Here is an 18,799-nt window from a genome sequence, read left to right as displayed (position 1 = left end):
TCCATGTATATATGCATAAAATCATTCAGGATGCATCGAGGCGGCAAGCGATAAAATCCCCTGGAGCATAGAAGACGATGTGACTGGGGTTTTTGAGCGCAGCCAACAAAGAGGCAGCCTGAAAGATGAAATGCATAGGGCCGCGAGGGGTGTAATCGCAAATGGCAAAACAGAAAAAACGTGGCTTCTTTTCCTGGCTGGGCTTTGGTGAAAAAGAGCAGGAACAAGAACAAAAAACCGAAGAGCAGCAGGGTGTTGACGCGCAATTACCGTCCGACGCACCCGTTGAAACGGCGGCTGATGTAGAAGCGCAAGCGCCGGTTCACAGCAAAGAAGAAACAGAAGCCTTTGCTGAAGAAGTGGTTGAGGTGACTGAACAAGTTCAGGAAATCGAAACGTTCCAGTCTGCTGAACCCGAGCCCGCCGTCGCTGAAGCGCGCGTTGAGCCGCAGATTGCCGTCGAACACGAAGAGCTGCCGCTGCCGGAAGAGGTGAACGCCGAAAAGGAAACCTCAGCGCAAGAGTGGCAGGCGGAAGCGGAAACCGTTGAGATTGTTGACGCGGTGGAAGAAGAGGCGCAAAACGAGCCGGAACTGACCGACGAAGAGCTGGAAGCACAGGCGCTGGCGGCGCAAGCCGCGGAAGACGCGTTGATAGTCGTGCCGGTGGCGGAAGACGACGCGCCGGTCGACGAGATCGCTCAGGAGCAGGAAAAACCGACCAAAGAAGGTTTTTTCGCGCGCCTGAAACGCAGCTTACTGAAAACCAAAGAAAATCTCGGTTCCGGATTTATCAGCCTGTTCCGTGGTAAAAAAATCGACGATGATCTGTTTGAAGAACTGGAAGAGCAACTGCTGATTGCCGATGTGGGCGTGGAAACCACGCGTAAAATCATCACCAATCTGACAGAAGGCGCCAGCCGCAAACAGCTTAAAGATGCCGAGGCGCTGTACGGTCTGCTGAAAGACGAGATGGGCGACATTCTGGCGAAAGTCGATGAGCCGCTGAACGTTGAGGGCAAAACGCCGTTTGTTATTCTGATGGTCGGCGTGAACGGCGTGGGGAAAACCACCACGATTGGTAAGCTGGCGCGTCAGTTTGAGCAACAGGGTAAATCGGTGATGCTGGCAGCGGGCGATACGTTCCGCGCTGCGGCGGTTGAGCAATTGCAGGTCTGGGGCCAGCGTAACAATATTCCGGTGATCGCCCAGCACACTGGCGCGGACTCCGCCTCCGTTATCTTCGACGCTATTCAGGCAGCGAAGGCGCGCCACATTGATGTGCTGATTGCCGATACCGCAGGTCGCCTGCAAAACAAATCGCATCTGATGGAAGAACTGAAAAAAATCGTTCGCGTGATGAAGAAACTGGACGAAGACGCACCGCATGAAGTTATGCTGACGCTTGACGCCAGCACCGGGCAGAATGCGATAAGCCAGGCCAAACTGTTTCATGAAGCGGTGGGTCTGACCGGTATTACCCTGACCAAGCTGGACGGTACGGCGAAAGGTGGGGTTATCTTCTCGGTGGCCGATCAGTTTGGCATCCCTATCCGCTATATTGGTGTGGGCGAACGTATCGAGGATTTACGTCCGTTTAAGGCGGACGATTTTATAGAGGCACTTTTTGCCCGAGAGGATTAACAATGATTCGCTTTGAACATGTCAGCAAGGCCTATCTCGGTGGGAGACAAGCGCTGCAGGGAGTGACATTCCATATGCAGCCAGGCGAGATGGCGTTTCTGACCGGCCATTCCGGCGCGGGGAAAAGTACCCTACTGAAGCTTATCTGTGGGATTGAGCGGCCGAGCGCCGGGAAAATTCTCTTCAGTGGGCATGACATCACGCGACTGAAAAACCGTGAAGTGCCGTTTTTGCGTCGTCAGATCGGCATGATTTTCCAGGATCACCACCTGTTGATGGACAGAACGGTTTTCGACAACGTGGCGATACCGCTGATTATCGCCGGAGCCAGCGGGGATGATATTCGTCGTCGCGTGTCGGCGGCGCTGGACAAGGTCGGACTGCTGGACAAAGCGAAGAACTTCCCGATTCAACTCTCCGGCGGTGAACAGCAGCGTGTCGGTATCGCCCGTGCGGTGGTGAACAAGCCAGCAGTACTGCTGGCGGATGAACCGACGGGTAACCTGGACGACGCGCTGTCGGAAGGGATCCTGCGTCTGTTCGAAGAGTTTAACCGCGTTGGGGTGACGGTACTGATGGCGACGCACGACATTGGGCTCATTTCCCGTCGTTCGTACCGCATGCTCACCCTGAGCGATGGTCATTTGCATGGAGGCGAAGCTCGTGAATAAGCGCGACGCTATCAACCAAATCAAACAGTTCGGTGGACGGCTGGACCGTTTCCGTCGTTCCGGCGGCTCTTCCGGCGACGGTGGGCGTAACGCGCCGAAGCGGGCGAAACCGTCGCCAAAGCCGAACTCGCGTAAAACCAACGTTTTTAACGAGCAGGTGCGCTATGCGTTCCAGGGCGCGTTACAGGATCTGAAAAGCAAACCGCTGGCGACGTTTCTGACGGTGATGGTGATTGCTATCTCCCTGACCCTGCCGAGCGTCTGCTACATGGTCTACAAAAACGTTAACCAGGCGGCGACGCAGTATTATCCGTCTCCGCAGATAACCGTTTATCTGCAAAAAACGCTGGATGATGATGCGGCGGCAGGCGTTGTCGCCCAACTGCAGGCCGAGCAGGGCGTGGAAAAGGTGAATTATCTTTCCCGTGAAGATGCCCTCGGCGAATTCCGCAACTGGTCCGGTTTCGGCGGCGCGCTGGATATGCTGGAAGAGAACCCATTACCTGCGGTGGCGGTGGTGATCCCGAAGCTCGACTTTCAGAGCACCGATTCGCTGAACACATTGCGTGACCGGGTCTCCCGCATCAACGGGATTGATGAAGTGCGGATGGACGACAGCTGGTTTGCCCGTCTGGCGGCGCTGACCGGACTGGTCGGGCGCGTGTCGGCGATGATTGGCGTGCTGATGGTTGCCGCTGTCTTCCTCGTCATTGGTAACAGCGTGCGGCTAAGCATTTTTGCCCGCCGCGATACCATTAACGTGCAAAAACTGATTGGCGCAACGGATGGATTTATCCTGCGTCCGTTCCTCTACGGCGGCGCATTGCTCGGTTTTTCCGGCGCATTTCTTTCACTGATTTTGTCAGAAATTTTGGTGTTGCGACTGTCGTCGGCAGTCACGGAAGTGGCGCAGGTTTTCGGAACGAAGTTTGATCTCAATGGCTTATCGTTCGATGAGTGCCTGTTACTGCTGCTGGTTTGCTCGATGATTGGCTGGGTGGCGGCGTGGCTTGCGACGGTTCAACATTTACGTCACTTTACTCCCGATTAATAAAAGCGTGGTATAATCTTTCCCTGCAATGGGTTTCCGTTCGCAGGGAAAGAGTTGCTGTCGCCTCTTCCCCGCTTTTCATCTTCATGTCACAATTTGTGCGTAATTTATACACAATGTTGCATTGAACTTGTGGATAAAATCACGGTCTGATAAAAGAGTGAATGCTAATCTCGTTGCTCATTAACGCTGGCACGGTTGTTGCTGTCTATCGCTGTGGTGTCAGACGATAAAACTTGAGAGGATTTGAATGACCAAAGAAATGCAAAATTTAGCTTTAGCCCCTGTTGGTAACCTGGAGTCTTACATCCGGGCTGCGAACGCGTGGCCGATGTTGTCGGCTGACGAGGAACGGGCACTGGCTGAAAAGCTGCATTACCAGGGCGATCTGGAAGCAGCTAAGACGCTGATCCTGTCTCACCTGCGCTTTGTTGTTCATGTTGCTCGTAACTATGCGGGCTATGGCCTGCCGCAGGCGGATCTGATTCAGGAAGGTAATATCGGCCTGATGAAAGCCGTGCGCCGTTTCAACCCGGAAGTGGGTGTGCGCCTGGTTTCCTTCGCCGTGCACTGGATCAAAGCTGAGATCCACGAATACGTCCTGCGTAACTGGCGTATCGTGAAAGTAGCGACCACCAAAGCACAGCGTAAGCTGTTCTTTAACCTGCGCAAAACCAAGCAGCGTCTGGGCTGGTTTAATCAGGATGAAGTGGAAATGGTTGCGCGTGAGCTGGGGGTTTCCAGCAAAGACGTCCGCGAGATGGAATCTCGTATGGCGGCACAGGACATGACGTTTGATATGTCCACGGACGACGAATCCGACAGCCAGCCGATGGCGCCGGTGCTGTATCTGCAGGATAAAACCTCTAACTTTGCCGATGGTATTGAAGAGGATAACTGGGAAGATCAGGCCGCCAACAAATTGACCCACGCGATGGAAGGTCTCGACGAGCGTAGCCAGGATATTATCCGCGCCCGCTGGCTGGACGAAGATAACAAGTCCACGCTGCAGGAACTGGCCGATCGCTACGGCGTTTCCGCAGAACGTGTGCGTCAGCTTGAAAAGAACGCCATGAAAAAACTTCGCGCCGCTATCGAAGCGTAACGCCCGCGAAGTCCCCGCTAAAACCCTGGATAACTGTCCGGGGTTTTTGTTTTTTTAGCGCCTGCTCTGGCGAATTTCTCCCCCCTGGCAAACACTTACCGATGGGTTGTGCGCATCTTAGGGGATGAAAATGAAAAATAACGAACTGAATGAACGGCGTTTGCAGGCGACGCCGCGCGGGATCGGCGTGATGTGCGGCTTTTACGCCGAGAGAGCGGAAAACGCAACGTTGTGGGATGTGGAAGGCCGTGAGGTGATCGACTTTGCCGCCGGCATTGCGGTGCTGAATACCGGGCACCGGCACCCCAAAGTCATCGCCGCGATTGAAAAACAGCTCCAGTCCTTTACTCATACCGCTTACCAGATTGTTCCTTACGAAAGCTATGTCCGGCTTGCTGAACGTATCAACACACGCGTTCCCATTCAGGGGCCGGTGAAAACGGCGTTCTTCTCTACCGGTGCAGAGGCGGTGGAAAACGCGGTGAAGATTGCCCGCGCGTATACCAAACGCCCAGGGCTAATTACCTTCAGCGGCGCATTTCATGGGCGGACCTTCATGACGATGGCGCTGACCGGTAAGGTTGCGCCCTACAAAATCGGTTTTGGGCCGTTTCCGGGTTCGGTTTATCACGCCCAGTACCCTAATGCGTTGCACGGCGTGAGTACTGCCGATGCGCTGCAAAGTCTGGAGCGCATTTTCAAAGCGGATATCGCGCCGGATCAGGTCGCCGCCATCATCCTTGAACCGGTTCAGGGCGAAGGGGGCTTTAATGTTGCGCCAACGGATTTCATGCAGGCGCTGCGGGCGTTGTGCGATACCCACGGTATCTTGTTGATCGCCGATGAGGTGCAGACCGGCTTTGCTCGTACCGGCAAGCTGTTTGCGATGGAGCATCATGGCGTACAGCCCGATCTGATGACAATGGCGAAAAGCCTGGCGGGCGGGATGCCGCTCTCTGCGGTGGCTGGCCGTGCCGGGGTGATGGATGCGCCTGCGCCTGGCGGTCTGGGAGGGACGTATGCCGGGAATCCACTGGCCGTTGCGGCAGCACACGCGGTGCTGGATGTAATTGATGAAGAACAGCTCTGCGCCCGCGCTGCCACATTGGGCGCGACGCTGGTCGACGCGTTGAATCAGGCGAAAGTGGACTGTCCGTTTATTGCCGACATTCGTGCTCAGGGGTCGATGGTGGCGGTGGAATTTAACGACCCGCACACCGGGAAGCCCTCCCCGGAATTCACCCGCCAGGTGCAGGACCGCGCCTTGCAGGAAGGACTTCTGTTGCTGAGTTGTGGCGTGTATGGCAACGTTATTCGTTTTCTCTATCCGCTTACCATCCCTGAGGCGCAATTTCGTCAGGCGCTCGGCATTATCACCCACTCGCTGACACGATAAACCTGTGCCGTCCCTCACCGGGCGGCACGACGTTATGTCGTTCACTTATTATTTGAATATGAAATTAGCTATTCCAAAATTATAAAAATGGGGTATGTTTTAGCAGAGTGTGCTGAAAATGCGCGAACGGTACACCTATAAATGAAATAAAGCGCTACACAACAACATCACAATAGTCGTAATAACCATAAGAATGGGGAAGGTCAGGATGAATATGAAGGGTAAAGCGTTACTGGCAGGATGTATCGCGTTGGCATTCAGCACAATGGCTCAGGCCGATATTAAAGTCGCTGTTGTGGGTGCGATGTCCGGTCCGGTAGCCCAGTACGGCGATCAGGAGTTTACTGGTGCGGAACAAGCGGTTGCAGACATTAATGCCAAAGGTGGCATCAAAGGCGAAAAACTGCAGATCGTAAAATATGATGATGCCTGTGACCCGAAACAAGCGGTCGCAGTAGCAAACAAAGTGATCAATGACGGCATCAAATACGTTATCGGCCACCTGTGCTCCTCTTCCACTCAGCCTGCGTCTGATATCTATGAAGACGAAGGTATTCTGATGATCACCCCGGCGGCAACGGCACCGGAACTGACCGCGCGTGGCTATAAACTGGTACTGCGCACCACGGGCCTGGACTCAGACCAGGGCCCGACCGCCGCGAAATACATTCTGGAGAAAGTGAAGCCGCAGCGCATCGCGATCGTTCACGACAAACAACAGTACGGTGAAGGTCTGGCGCGTGCCGTGCAGGAGAACCTGAAGAAGGGTAATGCCAACGTGGTGTTCTTTGACGGTATCACGGCCGGTGAGAAAGACTTTTCTACGCTGGTGGCGCGTCTGAAGAAAGAGAATATCGACTTTGTCTACTACGGCGGTTATCACCCGGAAATGGGCCAGATCCTGCGTCAGGCTCGTGCTGCTGGCCTGAAAACGCAGTTCATGGGTCCGGAAGGGGTTGCTAACGTTTCCCTGTCTAATATCGCCGGTGAATCGGCTGAAGGTCTGCTGGTGACCAAACCGAAGAACTACGATCAGGTTCCCGCGAACAAACCTATCGTTGATGCGATCAAGGCGAAGAAACAGGATCCGAGCGGTGCGTTCGTGTGGACCACCTACGCTGCGCTGCAATCTTTGCAGGCGGGCCTGAACCAGTCAGCCGATCCGGCTGAAATCGCCACCTGGCTGAAAGCGAACTCAGTGGAAACCGTGATGGGACCGCTGTCGTGGGATGAGAAGGGCGATCTGAAAGGCTTTGAATTCGGCGTCTTCGACTGGCACGCCAACGGCACGGCGACCGACGCGAAGTAATTGAATGCCGGATGGCGCTGGCGCTTATCCGGCCTACCGTCCTGGGAAAATACGCTAGCGAATGTAGGCCGGGTAAGCATTAGTGCCTCCCGGCTTTTTTAACGCTTTTCCCAGCCGTTCTGCTGCGCGGTAAAGCCCAGTACTTGCATAAACGCTGCCATGATCCCCCGGTCTTCCACGCCGACATCCGCCATCCACCAGGATGAGACGTCCGGATTATCCTGGATCACCTCTTCCACCAGATATCTCCCCACTCCCCGACGCCGCGTGACGTCACGGATGCGCAGCGAATCCAGCGCGCCCTGAGTGCCGCTCAGGGTGACCCTTACGGCACCTAACAATCGCTCATTAAATCGCGCTGCGTAGATCCGGTGTGTTTCATCTACGCTTAAAGAGGCGGCGGAATACTCCGGCCAGATTTTGCCCAGGTCGATCAGGTCCTGATCGCTAAAGTGTTCTAAACGAATGATGGTCAGCTTCATCGACAGCATGTCCAAATCACAAAAGATAATGCCAGTGTACCGAAATAATTCATCAGGACGCTTTCTCTTTTTTAAATCATTTGGCAGGGGATTAATTTTGTGACGGTCAGAACCTCAGTTTGAAACATCAGAGAATGAAAAACAGGCAGAATAATACCCTGGAAGGCAGTGTTTTATTCGGCTCATTGTCCCGTTATTTTATGCTGGCAAGCGTGCTTTTTTTTGTTTATCTATGGTGAAAAGCAGAATATTATCTGTTCTTAATAGACTGAAAAATAGAGATTTTAATCTGTATTTGCGGAAAATACTGCGCTAAACCATTAATCAGACTAGTAAAAATAGTGTAGTACAAATAAAGCACAGTCTGCTTTTTAACCATATAAATACAAAATAAGTACATCACGAATGGGGATTCAGTAAATGAAACGGAATGCGAAAACGATCGTCGCAGGGGTGATTGCACTGGCGATGTCGCAGGCGGCGATGGCAGAGGAGATTAAAGTTGCCGTTGTGGGCGCGATGTCAGGTCCGGTAGCCCAGTGGGGCGACATGGAATTTAACGGCGCACGTCAGGCCATTAAAGACATCAATGCGAAAGGCGGCATCAAAGGCGACAAACTGGTGGGCGTGGAATATGACGATGCCTGCGATCCTAAACAGGCCGTGGCAGTGGCGAACAAAATCGTCAATGACGGCATTCAGTATGTGATTGGTCACCTCTGCTCTTCTTCCACTCAGCCGGCGTCGGATATCTATGAAGACGAAGGCATTCTGATGATCTCGCCTGGTGCGACTAACCCGGAACTGACGCAGCGTGGCTACGCGCACATCATGCGTACCGCCGGGCTGGACTCTTCTCAGGGACCGACCGCGGCAAAGTATATTCTTGAGCAGGTAAAACCGCAGCGTATCGCCATTCTGCACGACAAACAGCAGTACGGTGAAGGGCTGGCGCGTTCCGTTCAGGACTCGCTGAAAGCGGCAAACGCCAATATCGTCTTCTTTGATGGTATTACCGCAGGCGAGAAAGATTTCTCCGCGCTGCTTGCGCGCCTGAAAAAAGAGAACATCGACTTTGTGTATTACGGCGGCTACTACCCGGAAATGGGGCAGATGCTGCGCCAGGCGCGATCCGTCGGGCTGAAAACCACGTTCATGGGGCCGGAAGGCGTGGGCAATGCGTCGCTGTCGAACATCGCCGGTGAAGCGGCTGAGGGCATGCTGGTTACCATGCCAAAACGCTATGACCAGGATCCGGCCAACAAAGCGATTGTTGATGCGCTGAAAGCCGATAAAAAAGATCCTACCGGTCCGTATGTATGGATCACCTACGCCGCTGTGCAGTCACTGGCAACGGCATTGGATCGTTCCGGCAGCAAAGCGCCGTTGGATCTGGTGAAAGATTTGAAAGCAAACGGTGCTGATACCGTGATTGGGCCGCTGAAATGGGATGAAAAAGGCGATCTGAAGGGATTTGAATTTGGTGTCTTCCAGTGGCATGCGGACGGCTCGTCCACCGCCGCCAAATAAGGCAACCACTCGTCATACTTCGAGCCGCAGATGCGTTGGCTTCGTTCACCCACCCCGGTCACGTACTTGTGTACGCATCCCGGGGATGGGCAAACTTGCCGCCTTCCTGCAACTCGAATTATTTAGAGTGGGTTCAGTATCCCGGTTTGTCGGGTTGAAAAGGTTATTTTATGTCCGAGCAGTTCCTTTATTTCTTGCAGCAGATGTTTAACGGCGTCACGCTGGGAAGCACCTACGCGCTGATCGCTATCGGTTACACCATGGTGTACGGCATTATCGGCATGATCAACTTCGCCCATGGCGAGGTGTACATGATCAGTAGCTATGTCTCTTTTATGATTATCGCGGCACTGATGATGATGGGGATTGATACCAGTTGGTTACTGGTGGCAGCCGGATTCATTGGGGCGATTATCATTGCCAGCGCCTACGGCTGGAGCATCGAGCGGGTGGCTTATCGGCCCGTCCGCAGTTCCAAGCGTCTGATTGCGCTTATCTCCGCCATTGGGATGTCCATCTTCCTGCAAAACTACGTCAGCCTGACGGAAGGTTCGCGAGACGTGGCGCTACCCAGCCTGTTCAACGGGCAATGGGTGGTGGGTGCCAGCGAAAACTTCTCTGCTTCGATCACGACCATGCAGCTGGTTATCTGGATTGTGACCTTCCTGGCGATGCTGGCGCTGACCATTTTTATCCGTTACTCCCGCATGGGACGCGCCTGTCGCGCCTGCGCAGAAGACCTGAAAATGGCCAGCCTGCTCGGGATTAACACTGACCGCGTGATTGCGCTGACCTTTGTGATTGGCGCGGCGATGGCGGCGGTGGCTGGCGTACTGCTCGGACAATTCTACGGGGTGATCAACCCTTATATTGGCTTTATGGCCGGGATGAAAGCCTTCACCGCTGCGGTTCTCGGCGGGATCGGCAGCATCCCTGGCGCGATGATCGGCGGCCTGATTCTGGGCGTCGCGGAAGCACTTTCTTCTGCTTATCTGAGTACGGAATACAAAGACGTGGTGTCGTTCGCTCTGTTGATTCTGGTACTGCTGGTGATGCCGACCGGGATTCTGGGTCGTCCGGAGGTAGAGAAAGTATGAAACCGATGCATTTTGCGATGGCGCTGCTCTCTGCCGCGATGTTCTTCGTTCTGGCGGGCGTCTTTATGGGCGTTCAGTTGCAACTGGATGGCACCAAACTGGTGGTGGATACCGCTACCGACATCCGCTGGCAGTGGGTGTTTATCGGTACTGCCGTGGTCTTTTTCTTCCAGATGCTGCGTCCGATCTTCCAGAAGAGCCTGAAGAGCGTCTCCGGGCCGAAGTTTATTCTGCCAGCCATTGATGGCTCAACCGTAAAGCAGAAGTTGTTCCTGATTGCGCTGCTGGTGATTGCCGTGGCGTGGCCGTTTATGGTTTCACGCGGCACGGTGGATATCGCCACGCTGACCATGATTTACATCATCCTCGGTCTGGGGCTGAACGTCGTCGTGGGGCTCTCCGGCCTGCTGGTACTGGGCTACGGCGGCTTCTACGCGATTGGCGCGTACACCTTCGCGCTGTTGAATCACTATTACGGTCTCGGCTTCTGGACCTGCCTGCCGCTGGCAGGGCTGGTTTCGGCGGCGGCGGGTTTTCTGCTGGGCTTCCCGGTGCTGCGCCTGCGCGGCGATTATCTGGCCATTGTGACCCTGGGCTTCGGTGAGATAGTCCGTATCTTGCTGCTCAACAATACTGAGATCACCGGTGGTCCGAACGGCATCAGCCAGATCCCGAAACCGACGCTGTTCGGCCTCGAGTTCAGCCGGAGCGCGCGTGAAGGCGGCTGGGATACCTTCAGCAACTTCTTTAACGTGAAATACGATCCGTCCGATCGCGTGATTTTCCTCTATCTGGTCGCACTGTTGCTGGTGGTGCTGAGCCTGTTTGTGATTAACCGTCTGCTGCGCATGCCGCTGGGACGGGCGTGGGAAGCGCTGCGTGAAGATGAGATCGCCTGCCGCTCGTTAGGCTTAAGCCCAACGCGCATCAAACTGACCGCTTTTACCATCAGCGCCGCGTTTGCCGGTTTCGCTGGCACGCTGTTCGCAGCGCGTCAGGGTTTTGTCAGCCCCGAGTCGTTCACCTTTGCCGAGTCGGCGTTTGTGCTGGCGATCGTGGTACTCGGCGGAATGGGTTCACAGTTTGCGGTGATCCTTGCGGCTATCCTGCTGGTGGTTTCCCGCGAGCTGATGCGTGACTTCAATGAATACAGCATGTTGATGCTGGGTGGTTTGATGGTACTGATGATGATCTGGCGTCCGCAGGGCTTGCTGCCGATGACCCGTCCACAGTTGAAACTGAAAAACGGGGAAGCGAAAGGAGAGCAGGCATGAGTCAGCCATTATTATCGGTTAACGGCCTGATGATGCGCTTCGGCGGTCTGCTGGCGGTGAACAACGTTGAACTGGAACTGCATCCACAGGAAATTGTGTCGCTGATCGGGCCGAACGGCGCCGGTAAGACCACGGTGTTTAACTGCCTGACCGGTTTTTATAAGCCGACGGGCGGCACCATTAAGCTTCGCGATCAGCACCTTGAAGGGCTGCCGGGTCAACAAATTGCCCGTATGGGCGTAGTGCGAACCTTCCAGCACGTACGTCTGTTTCGTGAAATGACGGTGATTGAAAACCTGCTGGTGGCACAGCATCAGCAACTGAAAAGCGGCGTGTTTTCCGGCCTGCTGAAAACCCCGGCGTTTCGTCGGGCGCAGAGCGAAGCGCTGGATCGCGCGGCCACCTGGCTTGAGCGTATTGGTCTGCTGGAACACGCGAACCGTCAGGCCAGCAACCTGGCCTATGGCGACCAGCGTCGTCTGGAGATCGCCCGCTGTATGGTGACACAGCCAGAGATTCTGATGCTGGATGAACCGGCTGCGGGTCTTAATCCGAAAGAGACCAAAGAGCTGGACGAGCTGATTGCCGAGCTGCGCAACCATCACAACACCACCATCCTGCTCATTGAGCACGATATGAAACTGGTGATGGGGATTTCCGACCGTATTTACGTGGTGAACCAGGGCACGCCGCTGGCGAACGGGACGCCGGAACAGATTCGTAATAACCCGGACGTGATCCGTGCATACCTTGGTGAGGCATAAGATGGAAAAAGTCATGTTGTCCTTTGACAAAGTCAGTGCCCACTACGGCAAAATTCAGGCGCTGCACGAGGTGAGCCTGCACATCAATCAGGGGGAGATTGTGACCCTGATTGGTGCCAACGGCGCCGGGAAAACGACGTTGCTTGGTACGCTGTGCGGCGATCCGCGCGCGACCAGCGGTCGGATTGTGTTTGATGATAAAGACATCACCGACTGGCAAACGGCAAAAATCATGCGTGAAGCGGTAGCGATTGTTCCGGAAGGGCGTCGCGTGTTTTCCCGCATGACGGTGGAAGAGAATCTGGCGATGGGCGGCTTCTTTGCCGAGCGCGACCAGTTCCAGGAGCGCATCAAGTGGGTATACGAACTGTTCCCGCGTTTGCATGAACGTCGTATTCAGCGTGCGGGTACGATGTCCGGCGGTGAACAGCAGATGCTGGCGATTGGTCGTGCACTGATGAGCGAGCCGCGTCTGCTGCTGCTTGACGAGCCTTCTCTGGGACTGGCGCCGATTATCATCCAGCAGATCTTCGACACCATCGAACAACTGCGCGAGCAGGGAATGACCATCTTCCTCGTTGAGCAGAACGCTAACCAGGCGCTGAAGCTGGCCGATCGCGGCTACGTGCTGGAGAACGGTCATGTCGTTCTCGAGGATACCGGCGACGCGCTTCTGGCCAACGAAGCGGTTCGCAGCGCCTATTTAGGCGGTTAAACGGTCTGTGATGCCTGATGACGACGCATTGCGTCTTATCAGTCCTACAAGATCAAGCCGTTTATATTGCCCGGTGGTGCATACGCTTACCGGACCCACAGGATCGACCAGGCCGGGTAAGGCGAAGCCGCCACCCGGCTTTTTTCTGTTTTCTTGCCACTGAAACGTCATTCACCTGAAGCCTGACTGTCACCGCTTCGTCATCTAACGGTTATCTTTCTGTCATTCGCGCATGTCATGTTACCTCGCGAGCATAAAACGCGTGATTTCGCGCATCCGGCACAATAAGAGAGATGATGACAATGACATCGTTACGACACACAGCTTTGGGTCTGGCGGTTGGTCTGGCTTTTGCGACGAACGCAATGGCCGTTACCACCATTCCATTCTGGCATTCCATGGAAGGGGAGTTGGGTAAAGAAGTTGACTCCCTGGCGCAACGTTTCAACGACACCCACCCGGATTACAAGATTGTGCCGGTGTACAAAGGTAACTACGAACAGAGCCTGAGCGCCGGCATCGCCGCGTTCCGTACCGGAAATGCGCCAGCGCTGCTACAGGTTTATGAAGTCGGCACCGCGACGATGATGGCCTCGAAAGCCATCAAGCCGGTCTATGAAGTGTTCAAGGACGCAGGGATTAACTTCGACGAATCGCAGTTTGTACCGACCGTTTCTGGCTACTACACCGATTCGAAAACCGGGCATCTGTTGTCTCAGCCGTTTAACAGTTCCACCCCGGTGCTGTACTACAACAAAGACGCTTTCAAGAAAGCCGGTTTAGATCCGGAGCAACCGCCGAAAACCTGGCAGGATCTGGCTGACTACACCGCGAAGCTGAAAGCCGCAGGGATGAAGTGTGGCTACGCCAGCGGCTGGCAGGGCTGGATCCAGATTGAAAACTTCAGCGCCTGGCACGGTCTGCCGGTGGCGACTAAAAATAACGGTTTCGACGGCACTGATGCGGTGCTGGAGTTCAATAAGCCGGAGCAGGTGAAACACATCGCGCTGCTGGAAGCACTGAACAAGAAGGGCGATTTCAGCTACTTCGGACGTAAAGACGAGTCCACCGAGAAGTTCTATAACGGCGATTGCGCTATCACAACTGCCTCTTCCGGATCGCTTGCTGATATCCGCCACTACGCCAAATTCAACTATGGCGTAGGCATGATGCCTTACGATGCGGACGCCAAAGGCGCGCCGCAGAACGCCATCATCGGCGGCGCGAGCCTGTGGGTGATGCAGGGCAAAGACAACGATACCTACAAAGGCGTTGCCGAGTTCCTCGACTTCCTGGCAAAACCGGAAAATGCGGCCGAATGGCATCAGAAGACCGGCTATCTGCCGATCACCAAAGCCGCTTACGATCTGACCCGCGAGCAGGGCTTCTATGACAAGAACCCCGGTGCGGATATTGCGACGCGTCAGATGCTGAACAAGCCGCCATTACCGTTCACCAAAGGGCTGCGTCTGGGTAACATGCCGCAGATCCGCACCATCGTTGATGAAGAGCTGGAAGGCGTGTGGACCGGCAAGAAAACTCCGCAGCAGGCGCTGGATGCCGCCGTCGAGCGTGGTAATCAACTGCTGCGCCGCTTTGAGCAGTCTACGAAGTCTTAATGTTTTTGCCGGATGGCGATGCGCTTATCCGACCTACGAAATGCACTATGTCGTCTTTGTAGGCCGGGTAAGGCGTAGCCGCCACCCGGCGCCGTTCAGGAATCAACCCCTTATGTCCTCATCCCGTCCGGTGTTCCGCTCGCGTTGGCTGCCCTATTTGCTGGTCGCACCACAACTGGCGATCACCGTCATTTTCTTTATCTGGCCTGCGGGTGAAGCGCTGTGGTACTCACTACAAAGCGTCGATCCGTTTGGGCTTTCCAGCCAGTTTGTCGGGCTGGATAATTTCGTCACGCTGTTTCATGACAGCTACTACCTCGACTCCTTCTGGACGACAATCAAATTCAGCGCGCTGGTGACCTTCAGCGGCCTGCTGGTATCGTTATTTTTCGCCGCGCTGGTGGATTACGTGGTGCGCGGCAGTCGTCTGTATCAGACGCTGATGCTGCTGCCCTATGCCGTGGCGCCTGCGGTGGCCGCCGTATTGTGGATCTTCCTGTTTAATCCTGGCCGCGGGCTTATTACCCATTTCCTTGAGCAGTTTGGCTATGACTGGAACCACGCGCAGAACAGCGGACAGGCGATGTTTCTGGTGGTTTTTGCGTCTGTCTGGAAGCAGATTAGTTACAACTTCCTTTTCTTCTTCGCCGCGCTGCAATCGATCCCGCGCTCGCTGGTTGAAGCCGCCGCGATCGATGGCGCCGGGCCGATCCGTCGCTTTTTCAAACTGGCGTTACCGCTGATCGCGCCGGTGAGTTTCTTCCTGTTGGTGGTCAATCTGGTCTACGCCTTCTTCGATACGTTCCCGGTTATTGATGCCGCGACCGCAGGCGGTCCGGTGCAGGCCACCACCACGCTGATTTATAAGATCTACCGCGAAGGGTTTGCCGGGCTGGATCTCTCTGCGTCCGCCGCGCAGTCGGTGGTGCTGATGTTCCTCGTCATCATTCTGACGGTGGTGCAGTTCCGCTACGTAGAAAGTAAGGTGCGTTACCAATGATTGAAAACCGTCGCGGGCTGACGATATTCAGCCACACCATGCTGATACTGGGGATTGCGGTGATTTTGTTCCCGCTGTACGTCGCGTTTGTCGCGGCGACGCTGGACAACAACGCGGTGTTTGAAACGCCGATGACGCTTATCCCCGGTACGCATCTGCTGGAAAACATGAAAAACATCTGGGTCAACGGCGTCGGTGTGAACAGCGCGCCGTTCTGGCTGATGATGCTCAACAGCTTCATCATGGCGTTTGGCATTACGGTGGGGAAAATCGCGGTCTCGATGCTTTCCGCCTTTGCCATCGTCTGGTTTCGTTTTCCGCTGCGTAACCTGTTCTTCTGGATGATTTTTATCACCCTGATGCTGCCGGTTGAAGTGCGCATCTTCCCGACGGTGGAAGTGATCGCCAACCTGAAAATGCTCGACAGTTACGCCGGGCTGACGCTGCCGCTGATGGCCTCGGCAACCGCCACCTTTTTGTTCCGCCAGTTCTTTATGACCCTGCCGGATGAACTGATTGAAGCGGCGCGTATTGACGGTGCCTCGCCGATGCGTTTTTTCCGCGACATCGTGCTGCCGCTGTCGAAAACCAATCTGGCGGCGTTGTTCGTCATCACCTTTATCTACGGCTGGAACCAGTATCTGTGGCCGTTGCTGATTATTACTGACGTCAATCTGGGGACTGCCGTGGCGGGGATCAAAGGCATGATTGCCACCGGCGAAGGCACCACCTTGTGGAATCAGGTGATGGCGGCAATGCTGCTGACCCTCATCCCGCCGGTCATTATCGTTTTAGCCATGCAGCGGGCGTTTGTGCGTGGTTTAGTGGACAGTGAGAAGTAGGATACCGCGATGGCAGGTTTAAAATTACAGGCAGTAACCAAAAGCTGGGATGGTAAAACCCAGGTGATTCAACCGCTGACGCTGGACGTGGCGGACGGTGAATTTATTGTGATGGTCGGCCCATCCGGCTGCGGGAAATCAACGCTTCTGCGGATGGTGGCCGGACTGGAGCGTGTCACCAGCGGTGATATCTGGATCGACCGTCAGCGCGTGACCGAAATGGAGCCAAAAGATCGCGGGATCGCGATGGTTTTCCAGAACTACGCGCTCTATCCGCACATGAGCGTGGAGGAGAACATGGCGTGGGGGCTGAAAATCCGGGGGATGGGCAAGGGGCATATTGAGCAGCGAGTGAAAGAGGCGGCGCGTATTCTCGAACTGGACGGCCTGCTCAAACGTCGTCCGCGCGAACTCTCCGGTGGCCAGCGTCAGCGTGTGGCGATGGGGCGCGCCATTGTGCGCGATCCCGCCGTGTTCCTGTTTGATGAGCCGCTGTCGAACCTGGATGCCAAACTGCGCGTGCAGATGCGTCTGGAACTCCAGCATCTGCACCGTCGCCTGAAAACCACCTCGCTGTACGTGACCCACGATCAGGTCGAAGCGATGACGCTCGCCCAGCGTGTAATGGTGATGAACAAAGGCATTGCCGAGCAGATTGGCACGCCGGTGGAGGTCTACGAAAAACCGGCCAGCCGCTTTGTCGCGAGCTTTATTGGCAGTCCGGCGATGAACCTGCTGGAAGGGCGTATCAGCCATGCGGGTACGCATTTCGAACTGGAGAGCGGCATGGCGCTACCGGTGAACTGGTTTTATCGCGGCTATGCCGGGCGTAAAATGACGCTGGGTATCCGCCCGGAACATATTGCGCTAAGCTCCCAGGCGGAAGGCGGCGTGCCGCTGGTGATGGACACGCTGGAGATGCTGGGCGCGGACAACCTGGCGCACGGTCGCTGGGGCGATCAAAAGCTGGTGGTGCGTCTGGCCCATCAGGAGCGCCCAAAGGCAGGCAGCACGCTGTGGCTGCATCTGCCGGAAAATCATTTGCACCTTTTTGACGGTGAAACAGGACAACGTGTATGAGTAACTGGCCGTATCCCCGCATCGTCGCCCATCGCGGCGGCGGTAAACTGGCACCGGAAAACACGCTGGCGGCGATCGACGTTGGCACGCGCTACGGGCACACCATGATCGAGTTCGACGCGAAGCTGTCTAAGGATGGGGAAATATTCCTGCTGCACGATGACAACCTTGAACGCACCAGCAACGGCTGGGGCGTGGCGGGGGAGCTCAGCTGGCAGGATTTGCTGCGGGTGGATGCCGGCGGCTGGTACAGTGGCGAATTTAGAGGCGAACCGCTCCCACTACTCTCGCAGGTGGCAGAGCGCTGTCGCCTGCATGGCCTGATGGCCAATATCGAAATTAAACCGACCACCGGAACCGGGCCACAGACGGGGAAAGCGATTGCCCTCGCCGCGCGTACGCTGTGGCAGGGGATGACCGCACCGCTGCTGTCGTCATTTGACATCGATGCGCTGGAGGCCGCGCAGGCCGCCGCGGTGGAGTTACCTCGAGGTTTGTTGCTTGACGAGTGGCGTGATGACTGGCGCGAACTGACCGCTCGCCTGGCCTGCGTGTCGATTCACCTGAATCACACCCTGCTGGATGAAACGCGGGTTAAGCAGCTTAAAACGGCGGGGTTACATATTCTGGTGTATACCGTCAACAAACCCCAGCGCGCGGCGGAACTGCTGCGCTGGGGCGTGGACTGCATCTGTACCGATGCGATTGACGTGATTGGCCCGGACTTTACTGCTGCGGGTTAAGCATATCGCCATTCTGACGCGGCGGTAGCATGTGCTGCTGGCCGCTCCCCTGTCGTGTACCGCCACTCAACATTCCGCCGTTGGTATTCGGTAACGGCTGTTCGCGTACCTGACCCTGCTGGATCCGCTGCTGATTGTTGTTCATTTGCGTTTGCAGGTTTTGCTGCTGGAGTTGCGTCTGCGATTTTAACTGCTGATTTAACATCCCTTTCTGTTGGATCTGCTGTGTTTGCATCTGCGTTTGCATCCGCTGCTGGCTGGGGATCTGATAACCCGGCTGGTTCGGATTGTTCAGGGTGTTAATCGGCTGCGCGAGACAGGCAAATGGCAGTAGCGCTGCCAAAATTAAGCATCGTTTCATCATCTTTCCTCCTCTGAGGTCTCTCTTAAGTTTACCCCTTTCCTGGCGAAACGATGATCATTTCAGAGTTATGCACCAGGCTTAGTGGGGGGCTGACCCCGCATCTTTGGAGAATAA

18 protein-coding genes are annotated in these 18,799 nt (G+C 55.4%); 16 read left to right on the top strand and 2 right to left on the bottom strand.

Features of this window, described 5'->3' with window-relative positions:
• Positions 1-161 precede the first annotated feature (161 nt).
• The 6 genes from ftsY (at position 162) to livJ (ending at position 7,175) form a co-directional block, all read left to right on the top strand.
• On the top strand, positions 162-1,643 hold the full coding sequence (ftsY, locus tag OGY35_RS07410; protein WP_286631859.1) for a signal recognition particle-docking protein FtsY: 1,482 nt from the start codon (positions 162-164) through the stop codon (positions 1,641-1,643).
• Positions 1,644-1,645: 2 nt separating this feature from the next.
• Positions 1,646-2,314, top strand: a complete 669-nt coding sequence (gene ftsE / locus OGY35_RS07405) for a cell division ATP-binding protein FtsE (RefSeq protein WP_042998481.1) — start codon at positions 1,646-1,648, stop codon at positions 2,312-2,314.
• Positions 2,307-3,365, top strand: coding sequence for a permease-like cell division protein FtsX (gene ftsX, locus OGY35_RS07400; protein ID WP_042998480.1), 1,059 nt, complete (start codon positions 2,307-2,309; stop codon positions 3,363-3,365). Before ftsE ends, ftsX begins: the two co-directional genes overlap by 8 nt.
• A gap of 250 nt (positions 3,366-3,615) precedes the next feature.
• Positions 3,616-4,470, top strand: a complete 855-nt coding sequence (gene rpoH / locus OGY35_RS07395) for an RNA polymerase sigma factor RpoH (RefSeq protein WP_042323016.1) — start codon at positions 3,616-3,618, stop codon at positions 4,468-4,470.
• A gap of 130 nt (positions 4,471-4,600) precedes the next feature.
• Positions 4,601-5,866 carry a 4-aminobutyrate--2-oxoglutarate transaminase gene (locus tag OGY35_RS07390; RefSeq protein WP_286631855.1) on the top strand — a complete coding sequence of 422 codons (1,266 nt, stop codon included), beginning with the start codon at positions 4,601-4,603 and terminating at the stop codon, positions 5,864-5,866.
• Positions 5,867-6,074: 208 nt separating this feature from the next.
• Positions 6,075-7,175 (top strand): branched chain amino acid ABC transporter substrate-binding protein LivJ, encoded by a 1,101-nt coding sequence (livJ, locus tag OGY35_RS07385; RefSeq protein WP_152400362.1) that lies wholly within the window; start codon positions 6,075-6,077, stop codon positions 7,173-7,175.
• Between the two features lie 98 nt (positions 7,176-7,273).
• Here the strand turns inward: livJ and panM are convergent, their stop codons facing one another.
• Entirely contained in the window at positions 7,274-7,657 is a 384-nt protein-coding gene (gene panM, locus OGY35_RS07380) for an aspartate 1-decarboxylase autocleavage activator PanM (RefSeq protein WP_152406214.1), read from the bottom strand.
• Between the two features lie 420 nt (positions 7,658-8,077).
• Between panM and livK the strand changes: the two genes are divergently transcribed.
• The 10 genes from livK to ugpQ all read left to right on the top strand — a co-directional run bounded on the left by livK (position 8,078) and on the right by ugpQ (position 18,321).
• A complete protein-coding gene (gene livK / locus OGY35_RS07375) occupies positions 8,078-9,187 on the top strand; it encodes a high-affinity branched-chain amino acid ABC transporter substrate-binding protein LivK (RefSeq protein ID WP_152400361.1) in 1,110 nt (369 codons plus the stop codon).
• A 170-nt stretch (positions 9,188-9,357) separates the two neighbouring features.
• Positions 9,358-10,284 carry a high-affinity branched-chain amino acid ABC transporter permease LivH gene (gene livH, locus OGY35_RS07370; RefSeq protein ID WP_042323006.1) on the top strand — a complete coding sequence of 309 codons (927 nt, stop codon included), beginning with the start codon at positions 9,358-9,360 and terminating at the stop codon, positions 10,282-10,284.
• Positions 10,281-11,558 (top strand): branched chain amino acid ABC transporter permease LivM, encoded by a 1,278-nt coding sequence (gene livM, locus OGY35_RS07365; protein WP_152400360.1) that lies wholly within the window; start codon positions 10,281-10,283, stop codon positions 11,556-11,558. Before livH ends, livM begins: the two co-directional genes overlap by 4 nt.
• Entirely contained in the window at positions 11,555-12,322 is a 768-nt protein-coding gene (gene livG / locus OGY35_RS07360; RefSeq protein WP_042323002.1) for a high-affinity branched-chain amino acid ABC transporter ATP-binding protein LivG, read from the top strand. Before livM ends, livG begins: the two co-directional genes overlap by 4 nt.
• Before the next feature lies 1 nt (position 12,323).
• Complete coding sequence (livF, locus tag OGY35_RS07355; RefSeq protein WP_046491597.1) at positions 12,324-13,037, top strand: high-affinity branched-chain amino acid ABC transporter ATP-binding protein LivF; 714 nt, start codon at positions 12,324-12,326, stop codon at positions 13,035-13,037.
• A gap of 302 nt (positions 13,038-13,339) precedes the next feature.
• Positions 13,340-14,656, top strand: a complete 1,317-nt coding sequence (gene ugpB, locus OGY35_RS07350; RefSeq protein ID WP_152400359.1) for a sn-glycerol-3-phosphate ABC transporter substrate-binding protein UgpB — start codon at positions 13,340-13,342, stop codon at positions 14,654-14,656.
• A 112-nt stretch (positions 14,657-14,768) separates the two neighbouring features.
• A complete protein-coding gene (gene ugpA / locus OGY35_RS07345) occupies positions 14,769-15,656 on the top strand; it encodes a sn-glycerol-3-phosphate ABC transporter permease UgpA (protein WP_152400358.1) in 888 nt (295 codons plus the stop codon).
• Positions 15,653-16,498 (top strand): sn-glycerol-3-phosphate ABC transporter permease UgpE, encoded by an 846-nt coding sequence (gene ugpE, locus OGY35_RS07340; protein WP_286631850.1) that lies wholly within the window; start codon positions 15,653-15,655, stop codon positions 16,496-16,498. Before ugpA ends, ugpE begins: the two co-directional genes overlap by 4 nt.
• A gap of 9 nt (positions 16,499-16,507) precedes the next feature.
• On the top strand, positions 16,508-17,578 hold the full coding sequence (locus OGY35_RS07335) for a sn-glycerol-3-phosphate import ATP-binding protein UgpC (RefSeq protein ID WP_046491587.1): 1,071 nt from the start codon (positions 16,508-16,510) through the stop codon (positions 17,576-17,578).
• Entirely contained in the window at positions 17,575-18,321 is a 747-nt protein-coding gene (ugpQ, locus tag OGY35_RS07330) for a glycerophosphodiester phosphodiesterase (protein ID WP_286631847.1), read from the top strand. The genes OGY35_RS07335 and ugpQ overlap by 4 nt, the downstream gene beginning before the upstream one ends.
• Here ugpQ and OGY35_RS07325 read toward each other — a convergent pair.
• Positions 18,305-18,682: a DUF2756 family protein gene (locus OGY35_RS07325; protein WP_286632062.1), complete on the bottom strand. Its 378-nt coding sequence runs from the start codon at positions 18,680-18,682 to the stop codon at positions 18,305-18,307. The two genes, ugpQ and OGY35_RS07325, sit on opposite strands and share 17 nt — an antisense overlap.
• Positions 18,683-18,799 lie beyond the last annotated feature (117 nt).

Origin of the sequence: Citrobacter sp. Ct235 (assembly GCF_030332305.1) — a bacterium.
Lineage (GTDB): Bacteria > Pseudomonadota > Gammaproteobacteria > Enterobacterales > Enterobacteriaceae > Citrobacter_A > Citrobacter_A telavivensis.
The sequence above is the reverse complement of the archived record's forward strand: the minus strand, read 5'-3'. Positions and strand labels throughout refer to the sequence as shown.

Bases quoted from the DNA above. Each gene is read 5' to 3' on its own strand.
- rpoH (WP_042323016.1), top strand. From the start codon at position 3,616: ATGACCAAAGAAATGCAAAATTTAGCTTTAGCCCCTGTTGGTAACCTG.
- ugpA (WP_152400358.1), top strand. From the start codon at position 14,769: ATGTCCTCATCCCGTCCGGTGTTCCGCTCGCGTTGGCTGCCCTATTTG.
- OGY35_RS07335 (WP_046491587.1), top strand. From the start codon at position 16,508: ATGGCAGGTTTAAAATTACAGGCAGTAACCAAAAGCTGGGATGGTAAA.
- OGY35_RS07390 (WP_286631855.1), top strand. From the start codon at position 4,601: ATGAAAAATAACGAACTGAATGAACGGCGTTTGCAGGCGACGCCGCGC.
- ugpQ (WP_286631847.1), top strand. From the start codon at position 17,575: ATGAGTAACTGGCCGTATCCCCGCATCGTCGCCCATCGCGGCGGCGGT.
- OGY35_RS07325 (WP_286632062.1), bottom strand. From the start codon at position 18,682: ATGAAACGATGCTTAATTTTGGCAGCGCTACTGCCATTTGCCTGTCTC.
- livH (WP_042323006.1), top strand. From the start codon at position 9,358: ATGTCCGAGCAGTTCCTTTATTTCTTGCAGCAGATGTTTAACGGCGTC.
- livM (WP_152400360.1), top strand. From the start codon at position 10,281: ATGAAACCGATGCATTTTGCGATGGCGCTGCTCTCTGCCGCGATGTTC.
- ftsY (WP_286631859.1), top strand. From the start codon at position 162: ATGGCAAAACAGAAAAAACGTGGCTTCTTTTCCTGGCTGGGCTTTGGT.
- panM (WP_152406214.1), bottom strand. From the start codon at position 7,657: ATGAAGCTGACCATCATTCGTTTAGAACACTTTAGCGATCAGGACCTG.
- ugpE (WP_286631850.1), top strand. From the start codon at position 15,653: ATGATTGAAAACCGTCGCGGGCTGACGATATTCAGCCACACCATGCTG.
- ugpB (WP_152400359.1), top strand. From the start codon at position 13,340: ATGACATCGTTACGACACACAGCTTTGGGTCTGGCGGTTGGTCTGGCT.
- livF (WP_046491597.1), top strand. From the start codon at position 12,324: ATGGAAAAAGTCATGTTGTCCTTTGACAAAGTCAGTGCCCACTACGGC.
- ftsE (WP_042998481.1), top strand. From the start codon at position 1,646: ATGATTCGCTTTGAACATGTCAGCAAGGCCTATCTCGGTGGGAGACAA.
- livJ (WP_152400362.1), top strand. From the start codon at position 6,075: ATGAATATGAAGGGTAAAGCGTTACTGGCAGGATGTATCGCGTTGGCA.
- livG (WP_042323002.1), top strand. From the start codon at position 11,555: ATGAGTCAGCCATTATTATCGGTTAACGGCCTGATGATGCGCTTCGGC.
- livK (WP_152400361.1), top strand. From the start codon at position 8,078: ATGAAACGGAATGCGAAAACGATCGTCGCAGGGGTGATTGCACTGGCG.